Origin of the sequence: Nocardioides ureilyticus, from assembly GCF_051280745.1 — a bacterium.
Classification (GTDB): Bacteria; Actinomycetota; Actinomycetes; order Propionibacteriales; family Nocardioidaceae; genus Nocardioides.
In genome coordinates this window covers 1-17,005 of sequence record NZ_JBNCOG010000054.1, presented here as the reverse complement: position 1 = coordinate 17,005, position 17,005 = coordinate 1, and the positions used below count along the sequence as shown (strand labels likewise).

Annotated in this window: 16 protein-coding genes and 2 tRNA genes; 7 read left to right on the top strand and 11 right to left on the bottom strand. The window is 73.1% G+C overall.

Annotated elements, in window-relative coordinates:
- Window positions 1–123 precede the first annotated feature (123 nt).
- The 4 genes from ACSMHG_RS18945 to ACSMHG_RS18930 form a co-directional block, all read right to left on the bottom strand.
- A complete protein-coding gene (locus ACSMHG_RS18945) occupies window positions 124–240 on the bottom strand; it encodes a methionine/alanine import family NSS transporter small subunit (RefSeq protein ID WP_435748039.1) in 117 nt (38 codons plus the stop codon).
- The gene (locus tag ACSMHG_RS18940; RefSeq protein ID WP_435748037.1) at window positions 241–1,836 is read right to left on the bottom strand and encodes a sodium-dependent transporter; all 1,596 of its coding nucleotides are present in this window, start codon (window positions 1,834–1,836) and stop codon (window positions 241–243) included. It lies immediately after the preceding gene.
- A 117-nt stretch (window positions 1,837–1,953) separates the two neighbouring features.
- A complete protein-coding gene (locus tag ACSMHG_RS18935; RefSeq protein WP_435748041.1) occupies window positions 1,954–2,661 on the bottom strand; it encodes a class F sortase in 708 nt (235 codons plus the stop codon).
- A gap of 11 nt (window positions 2,662–2,672) precedes the next feature.
- Window positions 2,673–3,437 (bottom strand): GVDTG sorting domain-containing protein, encoded by a 765-nt coding sequence (locus ACSMHG_RS18930; RefSeq protein ID WP_435748035.1) that lies wholly within the window; start codon window positions 3,435–3,437, stop codon window positions 2,673–2,675.
- A 213-nt stretch (window positions 3,438–3,650) separates the two neighbouring features.
- Between ACSMHG_RS18930 and ACSMHG_RS18925 the strand changes: the two genes are divergently transcribed.
- Window positions 3,651–4,331 (top strand): hypothetical protein, encoded by a 681-nt coding sequence (locus tag ACSMHG_RS18925; protein ID WP_435748033.1) that lies wholly within the window; start codon window positions 3,651–3,653, stop codon window positions 4,329–4,331.
- A 560-nt stretch (window positions 4,332–4,891) separates the two neighbouring features.
- Here the strand turns inward: ACSMHG_RS18925 and ACSMHG_RS18920 are convergent.
- Window positions 4,892–4,964: transfer RNA gene (locus ACSMHG_RS18920), tRNA-Lys, on the bottom strand.
- 99 nt (window positions 4,965–5,063) lie between these two features.
- Window positions 5,064–6,650, bottom strand: coding sequence for a phytoene desaturase family protein (locus tag ACSMHG_RS18915; RefSeq protein ID WP_435748031.1), 1,587 nt, complete (start codon window positions 6,648–6,650; stop codon window positions 5,064–5,066).
- 107 nt (window positions 6,651–6,757) lie between these two features.
- On the opposite strand from ACSMHG_RS18915, the gene ACSMHG_RS18910 reads away from it, so the two are divergent.
- A complete protein-coding gene (locus tag ACSMHG_RS18910; protein ID WP_435748029.1) occupies window positions 6,758–8,788 on the top strand; it encodes a sensor histidine kinase in 2,031 nt (676 codons plus the stop codon).
- Between the two features lie 19 nt (window positions 8,789–8,807).
- Here the strand turns inward: ACSMHG_RS18910 and ACSMHG_RS18905 are convergent, their stop codons facing one another.
- Window positions 8,808–9,425, bottom strand: a complete 618-nt coding sequence (locus tag ACSMHG_RS18905) for a helix-turn-helix transcriptional regulator (RefSeq protein ID WP_435748027.1) — start codon at window positions 9,423–9,425, stop codon at window positions 8,808–8,810.
- Window positions 9,426–9,576: 151 nt separating this feature from the next.
- On the opposite strand from ACSMHG_RS18905, the gene ACSMHG_RS18900 reads away from it, so the two are divergent.
- Together ACSMHG_RS18900 and ACSMHG_RS18895 are read left to right on the top strand one after the other, a co-directional pair.
- Window positions 9,577–10,008, top strand: coding sequence for a DUF2243 domain-containing protein (locus ACSMHG_RS18900; RefSeq protein WP_435748025.1), 432 nt, complete (start codon window positions 9,577–9,579; stop codon window positions 10,006–10,008).
- Between the two features lie 3 nt (window positions 10,009–10,011).
- Window positions 10,012–10,905 carry a cytochrome c oxidase assembly protein gene (locus ACSMHG_RS18895; RefSeq protein ID WP_435748023.1) on the top strand — a complete coding sequence of 298 codons (894 nt, stop codon included), beginning with the start codon at window positions 10,012–10,014 and terminating at the stop codon, window positions 10,903–10,905.
- Here ACSMHG_RS18895 and ACSMHG_RS18890 read toward each other — a convergent pair.
- From ACSMHG_RS18890 to orn, 3 genes are all read right to left on the bottom strand, one after another.
- Entirely contained in the window at window positions 10,835–12,031 is a 1,197-nt protein-coding gene (locus ACSMHG_RS18890) for a glycosyl hydrolase (RefSeq protein WP_435748021.1), read from the bottom strand. The two genes, ACSMHG_RS18895 and ACSMHG_RS18890, sit on opposite strands and share 71 nt — an antisense overlap.
- Window positions 12,032–12,155: 124 nt before the next feature.
- Window positions 12,156–12,231 (bottom strand) — tRNA-His (locus ACSMHG_RS18885).
- Between the two features lie 46 nt (window positions 12,232–12,277).
- Window positions 12,278–12,925 (bottom strand): oligoribonuclease, encoded by a 648-nt coding sequence (gene orn, locus ACSMHG_RS18880; RefSeq protein WP_435748018.1) that lies wholly within the window; start codon window positions 12,923–12,925, stop codon window positions 12,278–12,280.
- 92 nt (window positions 12,926–13,017) lie between these two features.
- Here orn and ACSMHG_RS18875 point away from each other — a divergent pair, with 92 nt between their 5' ends.
- From ACSMHG_RS18875 to ACSMHG_RS18865, 3 genes are all read left to right on the top strand, one after another.
- On the top strand, window positions 13,018–14,061 hold the full coding sequence (locus ACSMHG_RS18875; protein WP_435748016.1) for an adenosine deaminase: 1,044 nt from the start codon (window positions 13,018–13,020) through the stop codon (window positions 14,059–14,061).
- Window positions 14,062–14,132: 71 nt separating this feature from the next.
- Window positions 14,133–14,798, top strand: coding sequence for a response regulator transcription factor (locus tag ACSMHG_RS18870; RefSeq protein WP_435748014.1), 666 nt, complete (start codon window positions 14,133–14,135; stop codon window positions 14,796–14,798).
- Window positions 14,799–14,835: 37 nt separating this feature from the next.
- On the top strand, window positions 14,836–16,071 hold the full coding sequence (locus ACSMHG_RS18865) for a cytochrome P450 (protein WP_435748012.1): 1,236 nt from the start codon (window positions 14,836–14,838) through the stop codon (window positions 16,069–16,071).
- Here ACSMHG_RS18865 and ACSMHG_RS18860 read toward each other — a convergent pair.
- Window positions 16,019–16,945: a sigma-70 family RNA polymerase sigma factor gene (locus tag ACSMHG_RS18860; RefSeq protein WP_435748010.1), complete on the bottom strand. Its 927-nt coding sequence runs from the start codon at window positions 16,943–16,945 to the stop codon at window positions 16,019–16,021. The two genes, ACSMHG_RS18865 and ACSMHG_RS18860, sit on opposite strands and share 53 nt — an antisense overlap.
- Window positions 16,946–17,005: the final 60 nt, after the last annotated feature.

Genomic DNA, 17,005 nt, shown 5'->3' with positions numbered 1-17,005 from the left:
CGACGGGGGACCAGGCCCCTCAGCTTGACCGGGTGAACAACCTGGGCTGCCCGCTATGAGCTGAGCCCCAGCAGGGAAGCGCCACGCGCCGGGCGGCTGGGCCGCCCGGCGCTTCTGCCGTTCTCAGCTGCCTGCGGAGCCGTTGCGGTCACCGCGGGCCAGGTTCACCACGGCCAGCAGCAACCCGCCCCACAGCACCAGCATCGCCACCACCATCATCACGATCGCGTCGGTGCTCATTCAGCGCACCTCCCCTCGGTGGTCGCCCGGCTCGACGGCGGTGGCGCCCGGTGCGACCGGTTCCGTGGGCTCCTCTGGGCCGCCTGGGCGCATCGAGACGCTCGAGTGCCACCGGAGGAACGACGCTCCCACCGCAAACACCAGCACCAGGGCTGCCGCGCCCCACCCGAAGGTGTTCAGCATCCACGCCGGGTAGCCCTCGTACGGTTCCTCGATCGTGGCGAGGAAGTCCCGCGCCAGCACGAAGGTCAGGGCGACGGGAGCCACGACGGCGACCAGGGCGATCCAGAGCGTGCCCAGGCGGATCGATCCGTGCCGGTTCAGGTGTGCCGCCAGCCCGGGCAGGGCGCGGACGAACCACGCGAGCACGACCATCGAGACGACCGCGACGACCAGGATGCCGAAGCGGTTGATGAAGTAGTCGACGATGTCGAGGACGTAGAGACCGCTCGTGGTCGAGAAGAGCGCGAGGCTGATGACCGCGGCCGGCAGGCCGACCACCGCGACGGCGGTGAGGCGGTGCAGCTCGAACTTGTCGCGGACGGCCGAGACGACCACCTCCAGCACGCTCACCAGTGAGGTCAGCCCGGCGATCACGAGCGAGCCGAAGAACAGGACGCCGATCAACGAGCCCCCGGCCGCCTCGCTGATGATCGCCGGGAAGGCGACGAAGGCCAGGCCGATCCCGTCGGCGACGACGGTGTCGATGTCGCCGCCGCTGGCCTGGGCCATGAAGCCGAGGGCCGCGAAGACGCCGATGCCGGCGAGCAGCTCGAAGCCGGAGTTGGCGAAGCCGACGACGAAGCCGGAACCGGTCATGTCGGTGCGCCGGCCGACGTAGGAGGCGTAGGTGATCATGATGCCGAAGCCGATGGAGAGCGAGAAGAAGATCTGCCCGAAGGCCGCCGCCCAGACCGAGGCGTCCGCCAGGGCCCCCCAGTCGGGACTGAAGAGGGCATCGAGCCCGTCGGCCGCTCCAGGCAGGAAGAGCGAGCGGACGACGAGGAACCCGAAGGCCACCACGAGCACCGGGATGAAGACCACCGACGTGGCGCCGATGCCGCGCTGGACGCCGAGACCCATGATGAGCAGCACGGCCGCCCAGACGAGAGCCAGGGGCACGATGACACCGAGGACCACCTCGGTGGTCACCCCCGGGTCCCCGACCTGGAGGAAGTCGCCGAAGAAGAAGCCTTCCGGCTCCTCGCCCCACGCCTTGTCGACCGAGAAGAACGTGTACCGGAGGGCGTAGGCGATCACCGCGGCGTAGTAGACGGCGATGACGAAGCAGATCCCCACCTGCCACCACCCGATGAACTCGGTGGGCCGCGACTGCCGGGCGAACGCCAGCGGGGCGGATCCGCGGTGGCGGTGGCCCAGGGCGTAGTCGAGGAAGAGGAACGGCAGGCCCGCGGTGAGCAGGGCGACGAGGTAGGGGAGCAGGAAGGCCCCGCCGCCGTTCTCGTAGGCGACGTAGGGGAACCGCCAGATGTTGCCCAGCCCCACGGCCGAGCCGATCGCGGCGAGGATGAAGACCCGGCGGGAGGAGAACGCGCCCCGGCGCGTGGTCTGCCCCTCGGGTGGCGCGGTGGTCACAGATGCCTCCTCAGGTCATGGCCCGCCCGGCCATCCCGGGCAGTCCGTCCAGCGTGGCGCGACCGGCTCCGGTCGTCCAGCGTCGGGACCTTACCCACGCGGCGGCACCGGCAACGCTCAGCGGTCGCCGCGCGAGACCTCGACCCGATGGGAGAAGACGACCACGTTGCCGTCGTGGTGCCCGGTGCTCGGGTTGAAGTCGCTGCACGTGATGAGGCGCAGCTGGGGGGTCGACAGGTCGCCGCCGTAGACGACCTCGGTGGGGAAGCGGTCCTTGTCGAAGGTCCGGAGCGCGTCCACCTCGAAGGTCACGGTGATGCCGTCGGCGCGGCGTACGTCGATCCGGTCGCCGGGGCGGAGGTCGGCGAGGTCGAAGAAGACCGACGGCCCCTGCTCGGTGGCGACATGGCCCTCGATGATCGACGGGCCGGGCTGGCCGGGTGCCGGTGAGCGGCGGAACCAGGCGGCGAGGTCGAGGCGGGGGCCGGGCTGCGGGACGGCGAGCGTCCCGTCGGGTGCCAGGCCCAGGCCGAAGACCTCGGTGTCGACGCCGATTCTCGGGATCGAGAGGTGGACCGGCGCGGATCGCGGGAGCGGGGAGTCGGCGCTGCTGGAACCACGAGGCTCGGCGCCCCCGGAGGCCTCCCTTCGGGAGGAGGACCGGTCGTCGGCGGGGGCAGCCGGAGGAACGTCGCCGATCGCGCCGCCGGGCACCGCGGGCGGCGCCGGCTGTTGCGCCATCAGTGCGACCACGACGGCCGCGACGCCGAGCGCGGCCACCAGGGCGAGCAGGAGCCCGCCCCGGCGGCCGCGCAGTGCACGCATGGTCAAGCGGGTCAGACCACCTCGGTCGCGCGGCGGCGGTGCATGATCGCGCCGGCACCCGCAGCGGCGAGCAGCCCGCCACCGAGGGCGAGGAGACCGGCCTGCTCGATGCCGCCGGTGTCACCCGCGCCGGTGGCCACGCCACCGGTCGGCGAGCTGGTGAACGCGCCGCAGAGGGCAGGAGCGGTGGCAGCGAGCGGGAGCTCGGGCACCAGGCTGCTCTTGGCGTTGGCGGCCTCCTCGCTGAGATTGGCCGGGTTCAGGCCGTGGACGACCACGACGCCGGTGCCGTTGGCGAGCGCGTCGAGGGTGGGCTCGTCGAGCGTGAACGTCCGCTCGTAGTCGGTGCTGCTGCCCGACGGGGCGATCTTGATGTTGGTGCCGGCGGCCGGGCTGGTGTCCCCCTCGGTCGACAGGGTGGTGCCGATCTCACCGTAGAAGGGCTGTCCCTCGGGGGTGTCGACGATGCCGTCGCCGTTGGTGTCCGCGCTCGGCGGCGGGCAGGTGCCCTCGGCGCCGATGTGGATGTGCTGGACGTGCGGATACGGCCCGTCCATGAACGTCTCGGCGAGCCCGCTCCAGCTGACCTTGACGGTCGCCTGGTCGCCCTCGACGGTGACCATCGCCATGCCGGAGCCGCCGGAGTCGTTGATCGGGTTGAGCGGGGTCTGGTAGGTGCCGTTCGCGTGGTCGGCGAACGCCGCCGTCGGTGCGAGGGCGACGGCCATCGCTGCTGCGGCGGCCAGGGGCGCGATCGTGCGGGTGGACTTCTTCATCTGAGAGTTCCTCTCCTCGGCTTGCCCATTCGGTGTTCGTGCGAACAAGCGGTGCACAGGGGGTTCGGTGGCGTTCGCGGAACGGATTGGTCGGGCTCGGTCATTTCTTTGGGAGAGGCGGACGTGCGTGCCGACCCATCCGGTGGCCGCGCTGGCAACGAACCCTCCACGCCAGCCGACCGACGGCCGCCGACCGACCGCCAGGAGTGCCTTGTGAGGACCCGACGTACGACCGCATCGACGATGGCCGCCGGGGCCCTGGTCCTCGCCGCGGCGCTGGCCGGCTGCGGGGACAGCTCGGCGTCGCAGCCGGCCGCGAGCGCACAGCACACCATGCCGGACGGGACGGTGATGGAGGGCGCGGAGCACGGAGCGCACGGGGAGCACGAGCACGACGCGGAGTCCCACGAGCATGAGGGGACACCGTCCTCAGCGTCCCCGGCGGACGCCTCCGGCGGCCCCTCGGCGACCGCCTCGATGGTCTGCGGCGGCGACGTCGCCGCCGACGTCGAGCGCCTGCTCGGCCTCGATGCGCCGCCCTCGTCCTCCTGGTCGTGGTCGGCGCCTCTCTTCGAGTGCACCTACGACACCCCGGGCGGGCCCGTCGTCCTGACGGTGCACGACGCGACCGACGTGGCCGCAGGGGAGCGGTGGTTCGCGCAGACGCGCGGCGAGCTCGCGCCGACCGAGCCGCTTCGCGGGATCTACGGCCTCGGCCTCCCGGCGTTCGAGACCGGCCGCGGCACCACGGCGTTCATCCGGGACGGCAAGACCCTCGTGGTGGACGCCACCGCGATGCCCGCGGTGACCGGGCCCGAGGAGGAGATGGACCGGGGCGAGCTCGCGTACGCCGTGGCCACCAGCGTGCTGGCCTGCTGGACCGACCACGCCTGAGCCCTCCCCGCCGCGCTCGTCGCTGCAGGACCCAGGGCGCGGAACCGGCGCTGCCGACCATCCGTCCCACCAACGTGCGTCCGATACTGTGATCGCCGCCCTCGCCCTCGGCGCCCTCCTGCACGGGTGTGCCAGCCCTGCCGAGCGGCCGGGCGCGACGGTGGCAGTCGACGTGGTATCCACGCAGGTGCGGACGCCGGCGCCGAGACCCGACACGTTGGCCTGCCCCTCGGCCCGGCATGTGACGAGGTCGGGCCCCACCCGTACCGGGTGGCCGACCGAAGGTCCCGGGACGCCACAGGAAGTCGCGGAGGGTGTGCTCGCCACGCAGTCAGCCCGGGAGTCGGGGTGGAGCAGCTACGTCCTCTCCGAGGACGGACGCACTGCGTGGGTCCTACGTGAGGATGGGACGGCCGCCGCTGTTCTGCGGATCGAGCGGTTCCGCGATGTCTACGACATGGACGGCTACCAGGCCTGCTCGCCGCGTCGAGCAGCCGACCTCGATACGGACGAAGGCCCTCCTCGCTGGAACGAGAAGGGCCTTCGATCTGTGCTCTCTGTACGCCATCAGGGACTCGAACCCCGAACCCGCTGATTAAGAGTCAGCTGCTCTGCCAATTGAGCTAATGGCGCGCGGTGAAGCGGGGACAACCTTACCAGCGCCTGTCAGCCGCGAGAAATCCGGGCGACCATCTCGGAGCCTCGCTCCAGCGTCCGGCTCGGCGTGCGGCCTCAGCGGGCCGCGAGCACGGCTTGCGCGGCGTTGTGGCCGCCGATGCCCGAGACCGCGCCGCCGCGCCGGGCGCCGGAGCCGCACAGCAGCACCGACGCCACGTCGGTCTGGACGCCCCACTGCTGCGCGGGGGTCTCGAGCCGCGCGCGGTTCGGCGCCCACGGCCAGTCGAGGTCGCCGTGGAAGATGTGGCCGCCCGGCATCGCCAGGTCGCGCTCGACGTCCTGGGGGATCTTCGCCTCGATGCAGGGGGTCCCGGCCGCGTCGCGGGCGACGCACGACTCGATCGGCTCCTCGAGGTACTGGTCGAGGGAGGCGATGGCGCGCGCGACGGCGGTCGACCGCGCGACCTCCGGGTCACTGTCGAACAGCGTCGCCGGGGTGTGCAGGCCGAAGTAGGTGAGCGTGTGGGTGCCGGCGGGTGCGTCGCCGAGGATCGAGGGGTCGGTGAGCGAGTGGCAGTAGACCTCGCCGGGGAGCTCGGTGGGGATCCGGCCGGCCGCGGCCTCGTCGTACGCCCGGGCGAGCTGGCTGTAGTCCTCGGCGAGGTGCAGCGTGCCGGCGAAGGCGACGGCCGGGTCGACACCGGAGCGGAGTCGGGGCAGCCGGTCGAGGAGGAAGTTGATCTTCAGCTGCGCCCCGACCGGCTTCCCCGCCGGGTCCTCACGCTCGCCGAGCAGGATCCGCAGGACCCAGGGCGCGACGTTCGACAGCACGGTGCCGGCCTCCGCGGTGCGACGGCGGTCGCCGTCGTGCCACTCGACCTCCGCGCCCGACTCGTGGGCCCGGATCGCGCTGACCCCCGCGCCGGTGACGATGGTCGCCCCTGCCTCGGTGGCCGCTCGCGCCAGCGCCGTGGTGACCGCTCCCATGCCGCCGACGGGCACCCGCCACTCACCGGTGCCGTTGCCGATCAGGTGGTAGAGGAAGCACCGGTTCTGGATCAACGACGGGTCGTCCAGACCGGCGAAGGTGCCGATGAGCGCGTCGGTGGCGACGACCCCTCGCACGGTGTCGTCGGTGAACCGTCGCTCGATCGCCGCACCCAGCGGGTTCGCCACGACGTCGTCCCACGTGCGCGGGTCGACGGCGGACCGCACCTGCCGCTCGGTGGGCAGCGGCTGCAGGAGGGTCGGCGCCACGGCCTCGGCGAGCTCGCCGACCTCGGCGTAGAACGCGCGCCAGGCGTCGTACTCCGCGTCGCTCCCGGTGAGCGCCCGGAAGGACTCGGCGGTCGCGGGCCCCTCGGGCCGCTCGACGAGCAGGCCGGTGTGCCGGCCCGACCGGACCACGGGCGTGTACGACGCGGTCGGCCGCGAGACCAGGCGGACGTCGAGCCCCAGGTCGGCGACCAGCTGCTCGGGCATCAGTGAGACGAGGTAGGAGTAGCGGGAGAGCCGGGCGTCGCGGCCGGGGAACGGCGCTGCCGAGACAGCAGCGCCACCGACGTGGCCCAGCCGCTCGAGGACGAGCACCGACAGGCCGGCGCGTGCCAGGTACGCCGCGGCGACGAGGCCGTTGTGGCCGGCGCCGACGACGACGACGTCGTAGCGGGCCTGCTCGGGGACTGTGGGGGCCGAGGTCACCGGGTCAACCTAGGTCATGGCCTGCGCCGCTGTTTTCACGGTCCGCCGGTGCACACCGCTCGCCGGTGCTTCAATGCGAGGCAAACCGCCCGGGGAGGAGTTGGGTCGTGACGTTGGACCCGGCGGTGCGGGTCGCAGGCCTGCTGGTCGCCATGGTCGCCAGCGGCCTCCTCGCCGTGCACGCGGCACCGGACGACGGCTTCGTCATCGGCATCTGGCCGGTCGGTGTCGCCTCCGCGCTGGGCATCGAGCTCGCCGTCGGGCACGGTCGGCGCTGGTACGTCGTACCTCCGCTCGTCCTGCTCGTCGCCGTGGGCACCATATGGATCGGTGGGCGCCCGGGCGAGGTGGCCGTCGGCTACGCGCTGGGCATCGCCGTCGAGACCGCCTTCGTCGTCGCGGTGCTGGCCCGCGGCCGACCGGGCCGGCCGCGGCTGCGCACCGATGCCGACCTGCTCCGGTACTCCGCCGCTGGTGCGGGAGCAGGGCTGATCGCCGCGGTCGCCGGCGCCGTGACGTCCGCTGCGACCGGCTTCGGCGACCCCGCCATGGTCGCGCTCGCGCTCGGCACCTCGCACGCGGCGTCGCAGCTGACCCTGCTGCCGTTCTTCATGGACCTGCCCCGCCACGGCTCGATCGCCGGCCCATCCGAGCGGGTGCTCCAGTGGCTGGCCATCGTGGTCGTCACCCCGGTGGTGTTCCTGCCGGTGGAGTACCCGTCCCTCGCCTTCCTCGGGGTGCCCTTGCTCGCCTGGGGCGCGTTGCGCATCGCCCCGCTGGAGTCGCTCGGCCAGATGGCCGCACTGCTGTTCGCCGCCATCTGCATGACCACCTACGGCCGCGGACCGTTCGCCGCGGTGGCCGACAGCTTCGGCATGCCGGTGGACACGCGCGGGGTGCTCCTGGCGGCGTACGCCCTGACCTGCGTGGCCATCGTCGTCCCCCTGCTCATCCGTGTCGGCCTGCACATCGAGACCGCGCGGCAGGCCCGGGCCGAGCGCGACCTGGTGCGCAGCATCGTCGACGGCGCCACGGGCGTCGCGATCATCGGAACCGACCCGGCCGGGCGGATCACCCTGTTCAACCCGGGCGCCGAACGCCTCCTCGGTTACCCGGCCGACGAGCTCATGGGGCGGTCGGCCCGCGAGCTGCACACGCCCGCGGCCATCGTCGAGAGGGCCGACGAGCTCGGGGTCCCGCGCGACTTCGCGGCCGTGGCGCACGAGGCCGCCAGCGGCGCGCACGCCGGGAGCCTGGTGCGGTTCCTCCGCAAGGACGGGACCGAGCGGTTGCACTCGCTCACCCTGAACCGGATCGTGGACGAGCGAGGGGAGACGAGCGGGTACGTCAGCACCTCAGAGGACGTCACCGACCAGGTGGACGTCGAGAAGGCGCTGCGCGAGGCCCTCCGGGCCGAGCGGGAGGCGGTCGATCGCCTGCTGGAGGTCGACCGCGCCAAGGACGCCTTCGTCTCGTCGGTCAGCCACGAGCTGAGGACCCCGATCACCAGCATCCTCGGTTACCTCGAGCTGCTGGCGGACGGGTCGTACGGCCCCTTGTCCCCGGAGCAGGCCCGTGCCGTGGGCCGCGTCTCCGACAACAGCGACCGGCTGCTCGGGCTCATCGACGAGCTGCTGACCCTCTCCCGGCTCAGCGAGGAAGGGTTGGCGCTGGCGGCCAGGGAGCTGGACCTGCGTGAGGTGGTGCAGGAGGGGTACGACGTCGTGGCACCCGCGTGGTCGACCAGGCCCTTCGAGGTCAGCCTCGACCTGCCCGGCCGGCCGGTGCCGCTCGTCGGCGACCGCGACATGCTCGAGCGGGTCGTGGTGAACCTGCTCGGGAACGCCGTGAAGTTCACTCCCGACGGTGGCTCGGTCCGCGTCGGGCTCGGCGTGGAGGACGGCCACGCGCTGATCGACGTCCGGGACACCGGCATCGGCATCCCGGCGGCGGAGGTGCCGCAGCTGTTCTCCCGGTTCTTCCGCTCCTCGCTGGCCCAGCAACGGGCGATCCCCGGGTCGGGGCTGGGGCTCTCGATCACCCGGGCGATCGTCGAGAAGCACGGCGGGTCGATCGAGGTCGAGTCCGGGGTCGAGGAGGGCACCCTCTTCCGGGTGCGGCTCCCGGTGACGACCTGAGCCAGCTGCCCTGGGGGCCTCAGCTCGTCGTGACGCCGTGCTGGGCGCACCAGATGACCGCCTGCGAACGGCGCTCCACGCCGATCTTCCGGTAGGCCGCACGCACGTAGGTCTTCACGGTGTTGACGCTCACGAAGAGCCGGTCGGCGATCTCCCCGTTGGACAGGCCCGACGCGACGAGTCCCAGCACCTCGAACTCGCGCACGGTGAGTCCGCGGGGCAGGTCGAGCAGGCGGGCGTCGACGTGGCGGTTGGACGCGGCGCCACGGGCGCCGCTGCGCATCACCCGGTCGAGCAGGTCCAGCATCTCCTCGGCGGGCGCGTCCATCCGGAGCACCCCCGCAGCGCCCCGGTCGAGCGCCGAGGAGGTGAGCGCCGGATCGTGGGGACGGGCCAGCGCGACGACGCGGGTGTTCGCCCGCACCAGGCGCTCGAGCGCCGCGCCGCTGGGGTCGTGCGCGGGGCCCAGCCCCGCGGCGTCGTAGACGACCACGTCCAGGCCCCTGAGCTGCCCGTCACCCGGGGCGGGGCCGCGCAGGACCACGCGGCCGGGATGGCGTCCCAGCATGGCGGTGAGGCCGGTCAGCACGAGCTCGTGCGGACTGACGACACCGACGGTGAGGGGAGCCCGAGCCACGGCGCACCAGTGCCCGTCGGACACCTCGGCACACCTGTCCGAACGGCTGTGCAGCCGGACGGCGGGTGGAGGTCTGCCGGTCGGCTGCTGGGGTAACGACTCGTCACGGGTCGGAGAGGACGAGATGGCGGGTGAACGGGGTTCCACGGACGTGGCGGTCGGTGACGCCCGGCGGTCGCGGTGGGTCGGCGCGCTGATCGGTGTCGGGCTGATGGCGGGCGTCGACGAGATCGTCTTCCACCAGCTGCTCGCCTGGCACCACTTCTACGACCGCTCCACCGGTGCCGTCGCCCTCGCCTCGGACGGGCTGCTGCACGCCGGCGAGCTGGTCGCCCTCGTCGCAGGGTTCTTCCTCCTCGCCGACCTGCTGCGCTCGCGCGCGCTGCACCGACGGCAGGCGTGGGCGGGGCTCCTCCTCGGCATGGGGGCCTTCCAGGTGTGGGACGGGCTGGTGCACCACAAGCTGCTGCGGCTGCACCAGGTGCGGTACGACGTCGAGGTGCTGCCGTACGACCTCGCCTGGAACGGAGCCGGCGTGGTCCTGCTCGTGGTCGGGGCGGCGCTGGCCGGGCGCGGTCGCTGAGGCGTGCCGCCGCTCGCCCATGAGGCTCACGAGACGCTGGCGGCCGGCCCCGGCCTCGCCGGGTGGTGGCTGCCCGTGCTGGTGCTGGCTCTCGGTCTCGGCCCCTACCTCGCCGCCGTGCGCAGCCGGGTCCGGCGTGGGCGACGGTGGTCCGGTTGGCACACGCTGAGCTGGTCGGTCGGCACGGGGGCGGTCGCCCTCGTGGTCTCGCCCGCCATGGGCGCCTTCACCGAGGCGTACGCCGCTGGGCTTCGCGGGCACATGGCTCAGCACGTCGTCCTCGGCATGCTGGCGCCGCTCGCGCTGGTCCTCGGCGCTCCCGGCGCCCTCCTGCTCGGTGCGGTGCCGGCGCGGACCGGTCGGAGGATCGTGGCCGTGCTCCGGTCGGGACCGGTGCACCTGCTCACCCACCCCGCCACCGCCGCCCTCCTGCACGTGGGCAGCATGTTCGCGCTCTACCTCACCCCGCTCCAGGCGACGACCGCAGAGCATCCGGTCGCGCACGTGGTCGTGCACGTGCACTTCCTGGCGGTCGGGTTCCTCTTCGCCTGGTCGTTGGTGGGCCTCGACCCGGCGCCCCGTCGGCCGGCGATGCGCACCCGGGTGGCGGTCCTGGTCCTCGCCGCCGGCGCCCATGCCCATCTCGCCAAGCTCCTGTACGCCGGCGCGACGCGGCTGCCGCCCCGCGGTGGCCACGGCCGGGCGGAGGTGGAGGCCGCCGCCCAGTGGATGTACTACGGGGGCGACGTCGCCGAGCTGCTGTTGGCGACCGCGGTCTTCGCCGTCTGGTACCGCGGACGTCGGCCTCGCCGCCGACCGGACGGGTTCAGCCCGCGAAGTGCAGCCAGTCGGGCAGGTCGGCGCGGAACGCTGCGGCCACGTCGGGTGACCGGGTGACGGTCCAGTCGACGACAGCGTCGGTCTCCGGCTCGTGCTTGCGCCAGTCGAACCAGTTGATCATCTTCAGCCACGGCATCGTCGCGACGTGGTCGTCGTCGAAGACCTGGCCCCACCACGCCTGCTTGACGGCCATCTCACCGGCGCCGCTCCCGCCCGGGGCGTGGAACGCAGCGGTCTCGGTGACGGCCAGGGGCAGGCGTTCCTGCTCGCCGTACTCGGCGTAGAAGTCGGGGACCGCACGCTCGTCGCCGGCCGCCCCGTCGTAGGTGCCGCGGATCAGGTCGGTGAACTTTGTCGGCTCCGGCACCTCGTTCTCGCCCCAGGGGTACTCCGCGCCCCAGTGGTAGACCGACATGCCGACCCAGTCCACGTGTGCTCGTCCGGGCCAGTACGGCCGGTAGGGGTCGTCCGCCTGGGTCACCACGCCGTCACCGTCGGTGTCGAGGGCGCGTGCGGCGGCGGAGCCCGCCTCCGCCTGGTGCTCGCCGCCCGCGAACGGATAGCCGCCGCCGTAGTTGGGCGCCCAGACCATGGCCGAGCCGGGAGCGTCCCGGTGGATGGCCGCGGCCACCCGCCGGTACGCCGCGACGTACGCTGCGGGCTGTTGGCCCCAGGAGTACCACGAGCCGTTCATCTCGTGCGCGAACCGGACGAGCGTCGGCACACCCCGGCGGTTGTAGCCGTCGAGGACACCGGCGAGGTCGGTGGCGACCTCGCCGGTCACCGCGGCCAGTCCCGACCGGGGCTCCAAGGTCAGCAGCAGGATGCTGCCGACCTCGGCGGCCTGCTCGACCGCCTGGTCGAGCCACGTCCGCTCCTGCTCCTCCATCGGGAAGCCGTAGAAGGACACCGCGACGGCGGGTCGACGGCCGAGGCGGTCGGCGTAGTCGGCCAGGGAGTCCTCCGACCAGTCGAGCGAGACGCCGAAGAGAGCGCCGGACTCCGGGACGATCTCCTCGGCGCTTCGCCACGCGGATGTCTGACTCCCGGCGGGCGCGTCCACCGCGGCCCCGACGGACGAGGTCGTAGCAGGTGGCTCAGCCGTGTCACCGGCGCAGCCCGTGAGGAGGGCCGCGAGCGGCAGGGCGAATATCATGACGAGCGAGACGGTTCGTGAGGACACGGTCGGACGTTACGTGTGCCCACTGCTTCCGCGCCGGTGTTCGGCCCGGGTGGGACGCCGACCACGCCGCGCGCAGAGACGCGTCGAGCCCCTCACCCGGTCTCCCAGGTAGGGGCTCGACGTCTGGGGTGAGTAACGGGACTTGAACCCGCGACATCTGCGACCACAACGCAGCGCTCTACCAGCTGAGCTATACCCACCATGGCGTCCCGACAGGGGTCGGGGCCGTCGAGAAGTGTAGAGGACTCAGGCGCCCGGCGCTGAATCCGGGCCCGGCTCGGGATCCGAGAGGCCGGTCAGCGCGCCCCCGTGACGCGCGGCGATCTCCCGGGCGGCGTCGGAGTCGGGTCCCGGCGAGGGCACGAACACCGCCTCGCGGTAGTACCGCAGCTCCTCGATGCTCTCGCGGATGTCGGCCAGGGCGCGGTGGTTGCCGCGCTTGGCGGGCGCCTGGAAGTACGCCTTGGGGAACCAGCGGCGGGCCAGCTCCTTGATCGAGCTCACGTCGACGATCCGGTAGTGCAGGAACGACTCGAGGTCGGGCATGTCGCGCGCGAGGAACGACCGGTCCGTCGCCACGGTGTTGCCGGCCAGCGGCGGGCGGCTGCCGGCCGGGCAGTGCTCCTGGATGTAGGCCAGGGTGCGCTCCTCGGCCTCCGCGAGGGTCACACCGGTCTCCAGCGCGGCGAGCAGCCCCGAGCTCTCGTGCATGCTCCGGACGAAGTCGCCCATCTGGTCCAGGGCGTCCGCCGGCGGCTTGACGATGATGTCCACCCCCTCGCCGAGGACGTTGAGGTCGAAGTCGGTGACCAGCGCCGCCACCTCGATCAGCGCGTCCTCGCGCAGGTCGAGGCCGGTCATCTCGCAGTCGATCCAGACGAGTCGCTCGTTCACGAGGAGCCACCCTACGAGAGCACCCCGCACGGGGGCCGCGCGCGGGCGGTCCCGACTTGGACCCCGGGGCCGGTCGAGCCGATGATCCCCGGATGCGCGTCACGCCCGAGTTCGTCGCCGGCCTGCCCAAGGCCGAGCTCCACGTCCACCACGTCGGCTCCGCCTCGCCCCGGATGGTCGCGGAGCTCGCCGCCCGTCACCCCGGCACGGTGCCGAGCGATCTCGACGAGCTGCGCGCCTTCTACGAGTTCCGCGACTTCGCGCACTTCATCGAGGTCTACCTCGCCGTGGTGGACCTGGTGCGCACCCCGGACGACATCCGGTTCCTCACCTACGAGATCGCGCGGGAGATGGCCACCGAGCAGTCCCTGCGGTACGCCGAGCTCACCTGTACGCCGTACACGTCGGTCCTGCCCCACGACGCTGAGCGGGGGATGCCCATCGAGGCCTACACCGAGGCGATCGAGGACGCCCGGGTCGCTGCCGAGCGCGACTTCGGCCTGGTCCTGCGTTGGATCTACGACATCCCGGGCGAGGCGGGCCTGCCGAGCGCCGACGCGACGCTCACCTTCGCGCTCGACCACGCCCCGGAGGGGCTGGTCGGGTTCGGCCTGGGCGGCCCGGAGATCGGGGTTCCGCGTCCGCAGTTCCAGCCGCACTTCGCCGCCGCACGAGCCGCCGGGCTGCACTCGGTGCCCCACGCCGGTGAGACCACCGGACCGGAGACCGTGTGGGACGCCATCCGGCTGCTCGGTGCGGAGCGCATCGGGCACGGGACGTCGGCCGCCCGTGACCCGGAGCTGCTGGCGCACCTCGCCGAGACAGGCACCCCCCTGGAGGTGTGCCCCTCGTCCAACGTCGCGACGCGCGCCGTGCCCGACCTGGCGGCCCACCCCATCACCGCCTTCCGCGACGCCGGTGTCACGGTCACCGTCAACTCCGACGACCCGCCGATGTTCGGGACGACCCTCAACCGTGAGTACGAGATCGCTGCCGACCTCTTCGACCTCGACCAGCACGGCGTGGCCGACCTCGCACGCGCCGCTGTCCAGGCGTCCTTCGCGGAGCCGGACGTCAAGCAGCGAGTGCTCGCGGAGATCGACGACTACCTCGACGGCGCCCCCGCCACGGCGTAGACGCCGCCGCCGGCGGCACGACTCTTCGATTTCGCTTCGGCCCCACCCGTCTGGGTGAGAGGATGGCTGCCGTGCCGCCCGGACCGATCCGCCTCGCCGTCGTCAACGACTACGAGCTCGTGGTCGCCGGCGTGGCGGCCATGATGGCGCCGCTGAGCGACCAGGTCCGCGTGGTCGAGATCGACAGCGGCCTGCCGGTGCGCAGCGACGTCGACGTCGTCCTCTACGACACCTTCGCCCAGGTCCAGGGGGAGCGCATCGAGCTGGAGTCGCTCGTGGCCGAGTCCGGTGCGAAGGTCGTCGTCTACAGCTGGACGACCGACGCCCATCTCGTCGAGGAGACCCTGCGCCGGGGCGCGGCGGGCTACCTCTCCAAGGGCCTCGGTGCCGAGGCGATCGCCGCCGCGCTGGAGAAGGTACGGGCCGGCGAGCTCGTGCGGCCCGACGCCAGCGCGGAGGGGTGGTGCCACGGCGCGGACGACCTCGAGGGCCAGGAGACGGTGTGGCCGGGGAAGGACCACGGCCTGACGCCCCGCGAGTCGGAGATCCTCGCGCTCATCACCCAGGGACTCTCCAACCGGGAGATCGCCGCACAGACCTTCCTGTCGATCAACTCGGTGAAGACCTACATCCGCACGGCGTACCGCAAGGTCGGCGTGGCCCGCCGGTCCCAGGCGGTCGGCTGGGGGATGCGGCACGGCTTCGCGCCGGACCGCGTGCGTCGCATCCTGGAGTGACCGGACTGAACCGGCGACCGTGGGTCACCGGTGCCCCATGGATCTCGGCCTGCGCCTCCTCCGCCACGGGTACGACGCCGTGGCCACCGACCGTGCCGCACGCGGCGTCGAGCAGCGGGCGGGCGCCTACGCCTCGCGCCTGATGGGGCGCCGCGCCGTCGTGGTGCGAAGCGAGGCCGGCGCTCGCCTCTTCTACGACGAGTCCGCGGCCGAGCGCGCCGGGGTCATCCCGCCACCGCTGGGATGGCTGCTCTTCGGCCGCGGTGCCGTGCACGGCCTGGACGGGGACGACCACCGCGCTCGGAAGCAGGTCATGGTCGACGTGCTGTCGGCCGACGGGCTCGCACCGCTGGTCGCCCGCGTCGGCGACGAGCTGGCGGCGAGCACGGCGTCGTGGCCCGGGCGGGAGGTGTCGGTGCAGTCGGCACTGGTCTCGGCGTACGGCCGGGCGGTGCTGGACTGGGCCGGGCTGGACCTCCCCGACGACCGCGCCGATGCGGCCGCGCAGCGGTTCTACCGGATCGTCGACGGCTTCGGCTTCTCGGGGATCGCCTACCCGCGGGCCTGGGCGGCACGTCACTGGTCCGACCGGTGGGGCCGGTCGCTCGTGCGCGACATCCGCGCCGGGCGGCTCGAGGTGCCCGGCGACGCCCCGCTCGCACGGCTCGCTGCGCGGGCCGACCTCGACGACCGGACCGCGGGGGTCGAGGTCGGCAACCTGCTGCGGCCCACCGTCGCGACCTCCTGGTTGGGAGTCTTCGCCGCCGCGCGGCTTGCCGAACGTCCCGACTGGCGCGAACGGCTGGCGGAGGAAGGCGCTGAGCGGTCCCGGCTCGCCTTCGCACAGGAGGTGCGCCGGACCACGCCGTTCGTGCCCCTGCTGGCTGCCCGCGCGACCCGCCCGGCGACGGTCGACGGCGTCCGGGTACGCCGCGGGAACCGGCTCGTCCTCGACGTGCTGGGCATCGACCACGACCCGCAGCGGTGGTCGGAGCCGGAGGAGTTCCGGCCCGAGCGGTTCCTCGACCTCGCGCCGGGCGCGTTCGACCTGGTGCCGCAGGGCGGCGGCCATCCCTCGGGCCACCGGTGCCCGGGGGAGTCGCTGACGCTGCGGATCCTGGAGGCCACGGTGCGGGTGCTCGCGGCCGTGCCCTACGACGTGGTGGCCGGTGCGGTGGACCGGAGCCGCATCCCCACCGCGCCGCAGGGCGGTCTGCGGGTCAGGGTGCCGGCGGGTGCTCCGCGCCGATCTGCTCCCGCATCGTCCCGATGATCCGCGACAAGACGCGCGAGACCTGGACCTGGCTCACACCGAGCTCGTCGCCGATCTCGCGCTGCGTCTGGTCCTCGTAGAACCGCAGGTACAGCACGCGCTTGTCGCGCTCGGAGAGCCCACGCATGACGGGGGCGAGGACAGCACGTGCCTCCGCGGCGCCGTTGTCGGCGTCCTGGGGGAGCACCTCGCCGAGGCTGGTGCCCGAGTCCGTGCCGACCGGCTGGTCGAGCGACGTCGGCTGGAAGCAGCCGAGCCCCTGCAGCGCCTCGCGGTGCTCCTCGGGCGTGATGCCGAGGTCTGCCTCGACCTCCTCGGCGGTCGGCTCGCGGCCGAGCTCCTGCTCGAGCCGGTCGGTGGCCATCGTCAGGTCCCGCTGGAGCTCCTGCACGCGCCGCGGCGGGCGGACCATCCAGCCCTGGTCACGGAAGTGGCGCTGGATCTCGCCGCGGATGGTCGGCACGGCGTAGGTGAGCAGGTCGTCGCGGACCGTGGGGTCGAAGCGGTTCACGGCCTTGACCAGGCCCTCGTACGCGACCTGCTGGAGGTCCTCCAGCGGGATGCCCCGGCGGCGGTAGCGGTTGGCGACCGCGTCGGCGACGCGGCGGTTGATCAGGATGACCTCCGTGAGCAGGTCGTCGCGCTCCGGTCCGGTGGCCTCCTGGGCCCGGATGAGCAGATCAGCGGTGGGGGGGGGGGGGGGGGGGGGGGGGGGGGGGGGGGGGGGGGGGGGGGGGGGGGGGGGGGGGTTTGGGGTGTTGTGGGGGTGGGCGCGGGGGGGGGGGGGGGGTGTGGGGGGGGGGGTGGGGGGGGTGGGAGGCGGGCGACACCCGGGCGGGGGGGCTCCGGGCCCCCGCCCACGCCCCGCTCGCACGGCTCGCTGCGCGGGCCGACCTCGACGACCGGACCGCGGGGGTCGAGGTCGGCAACCTGC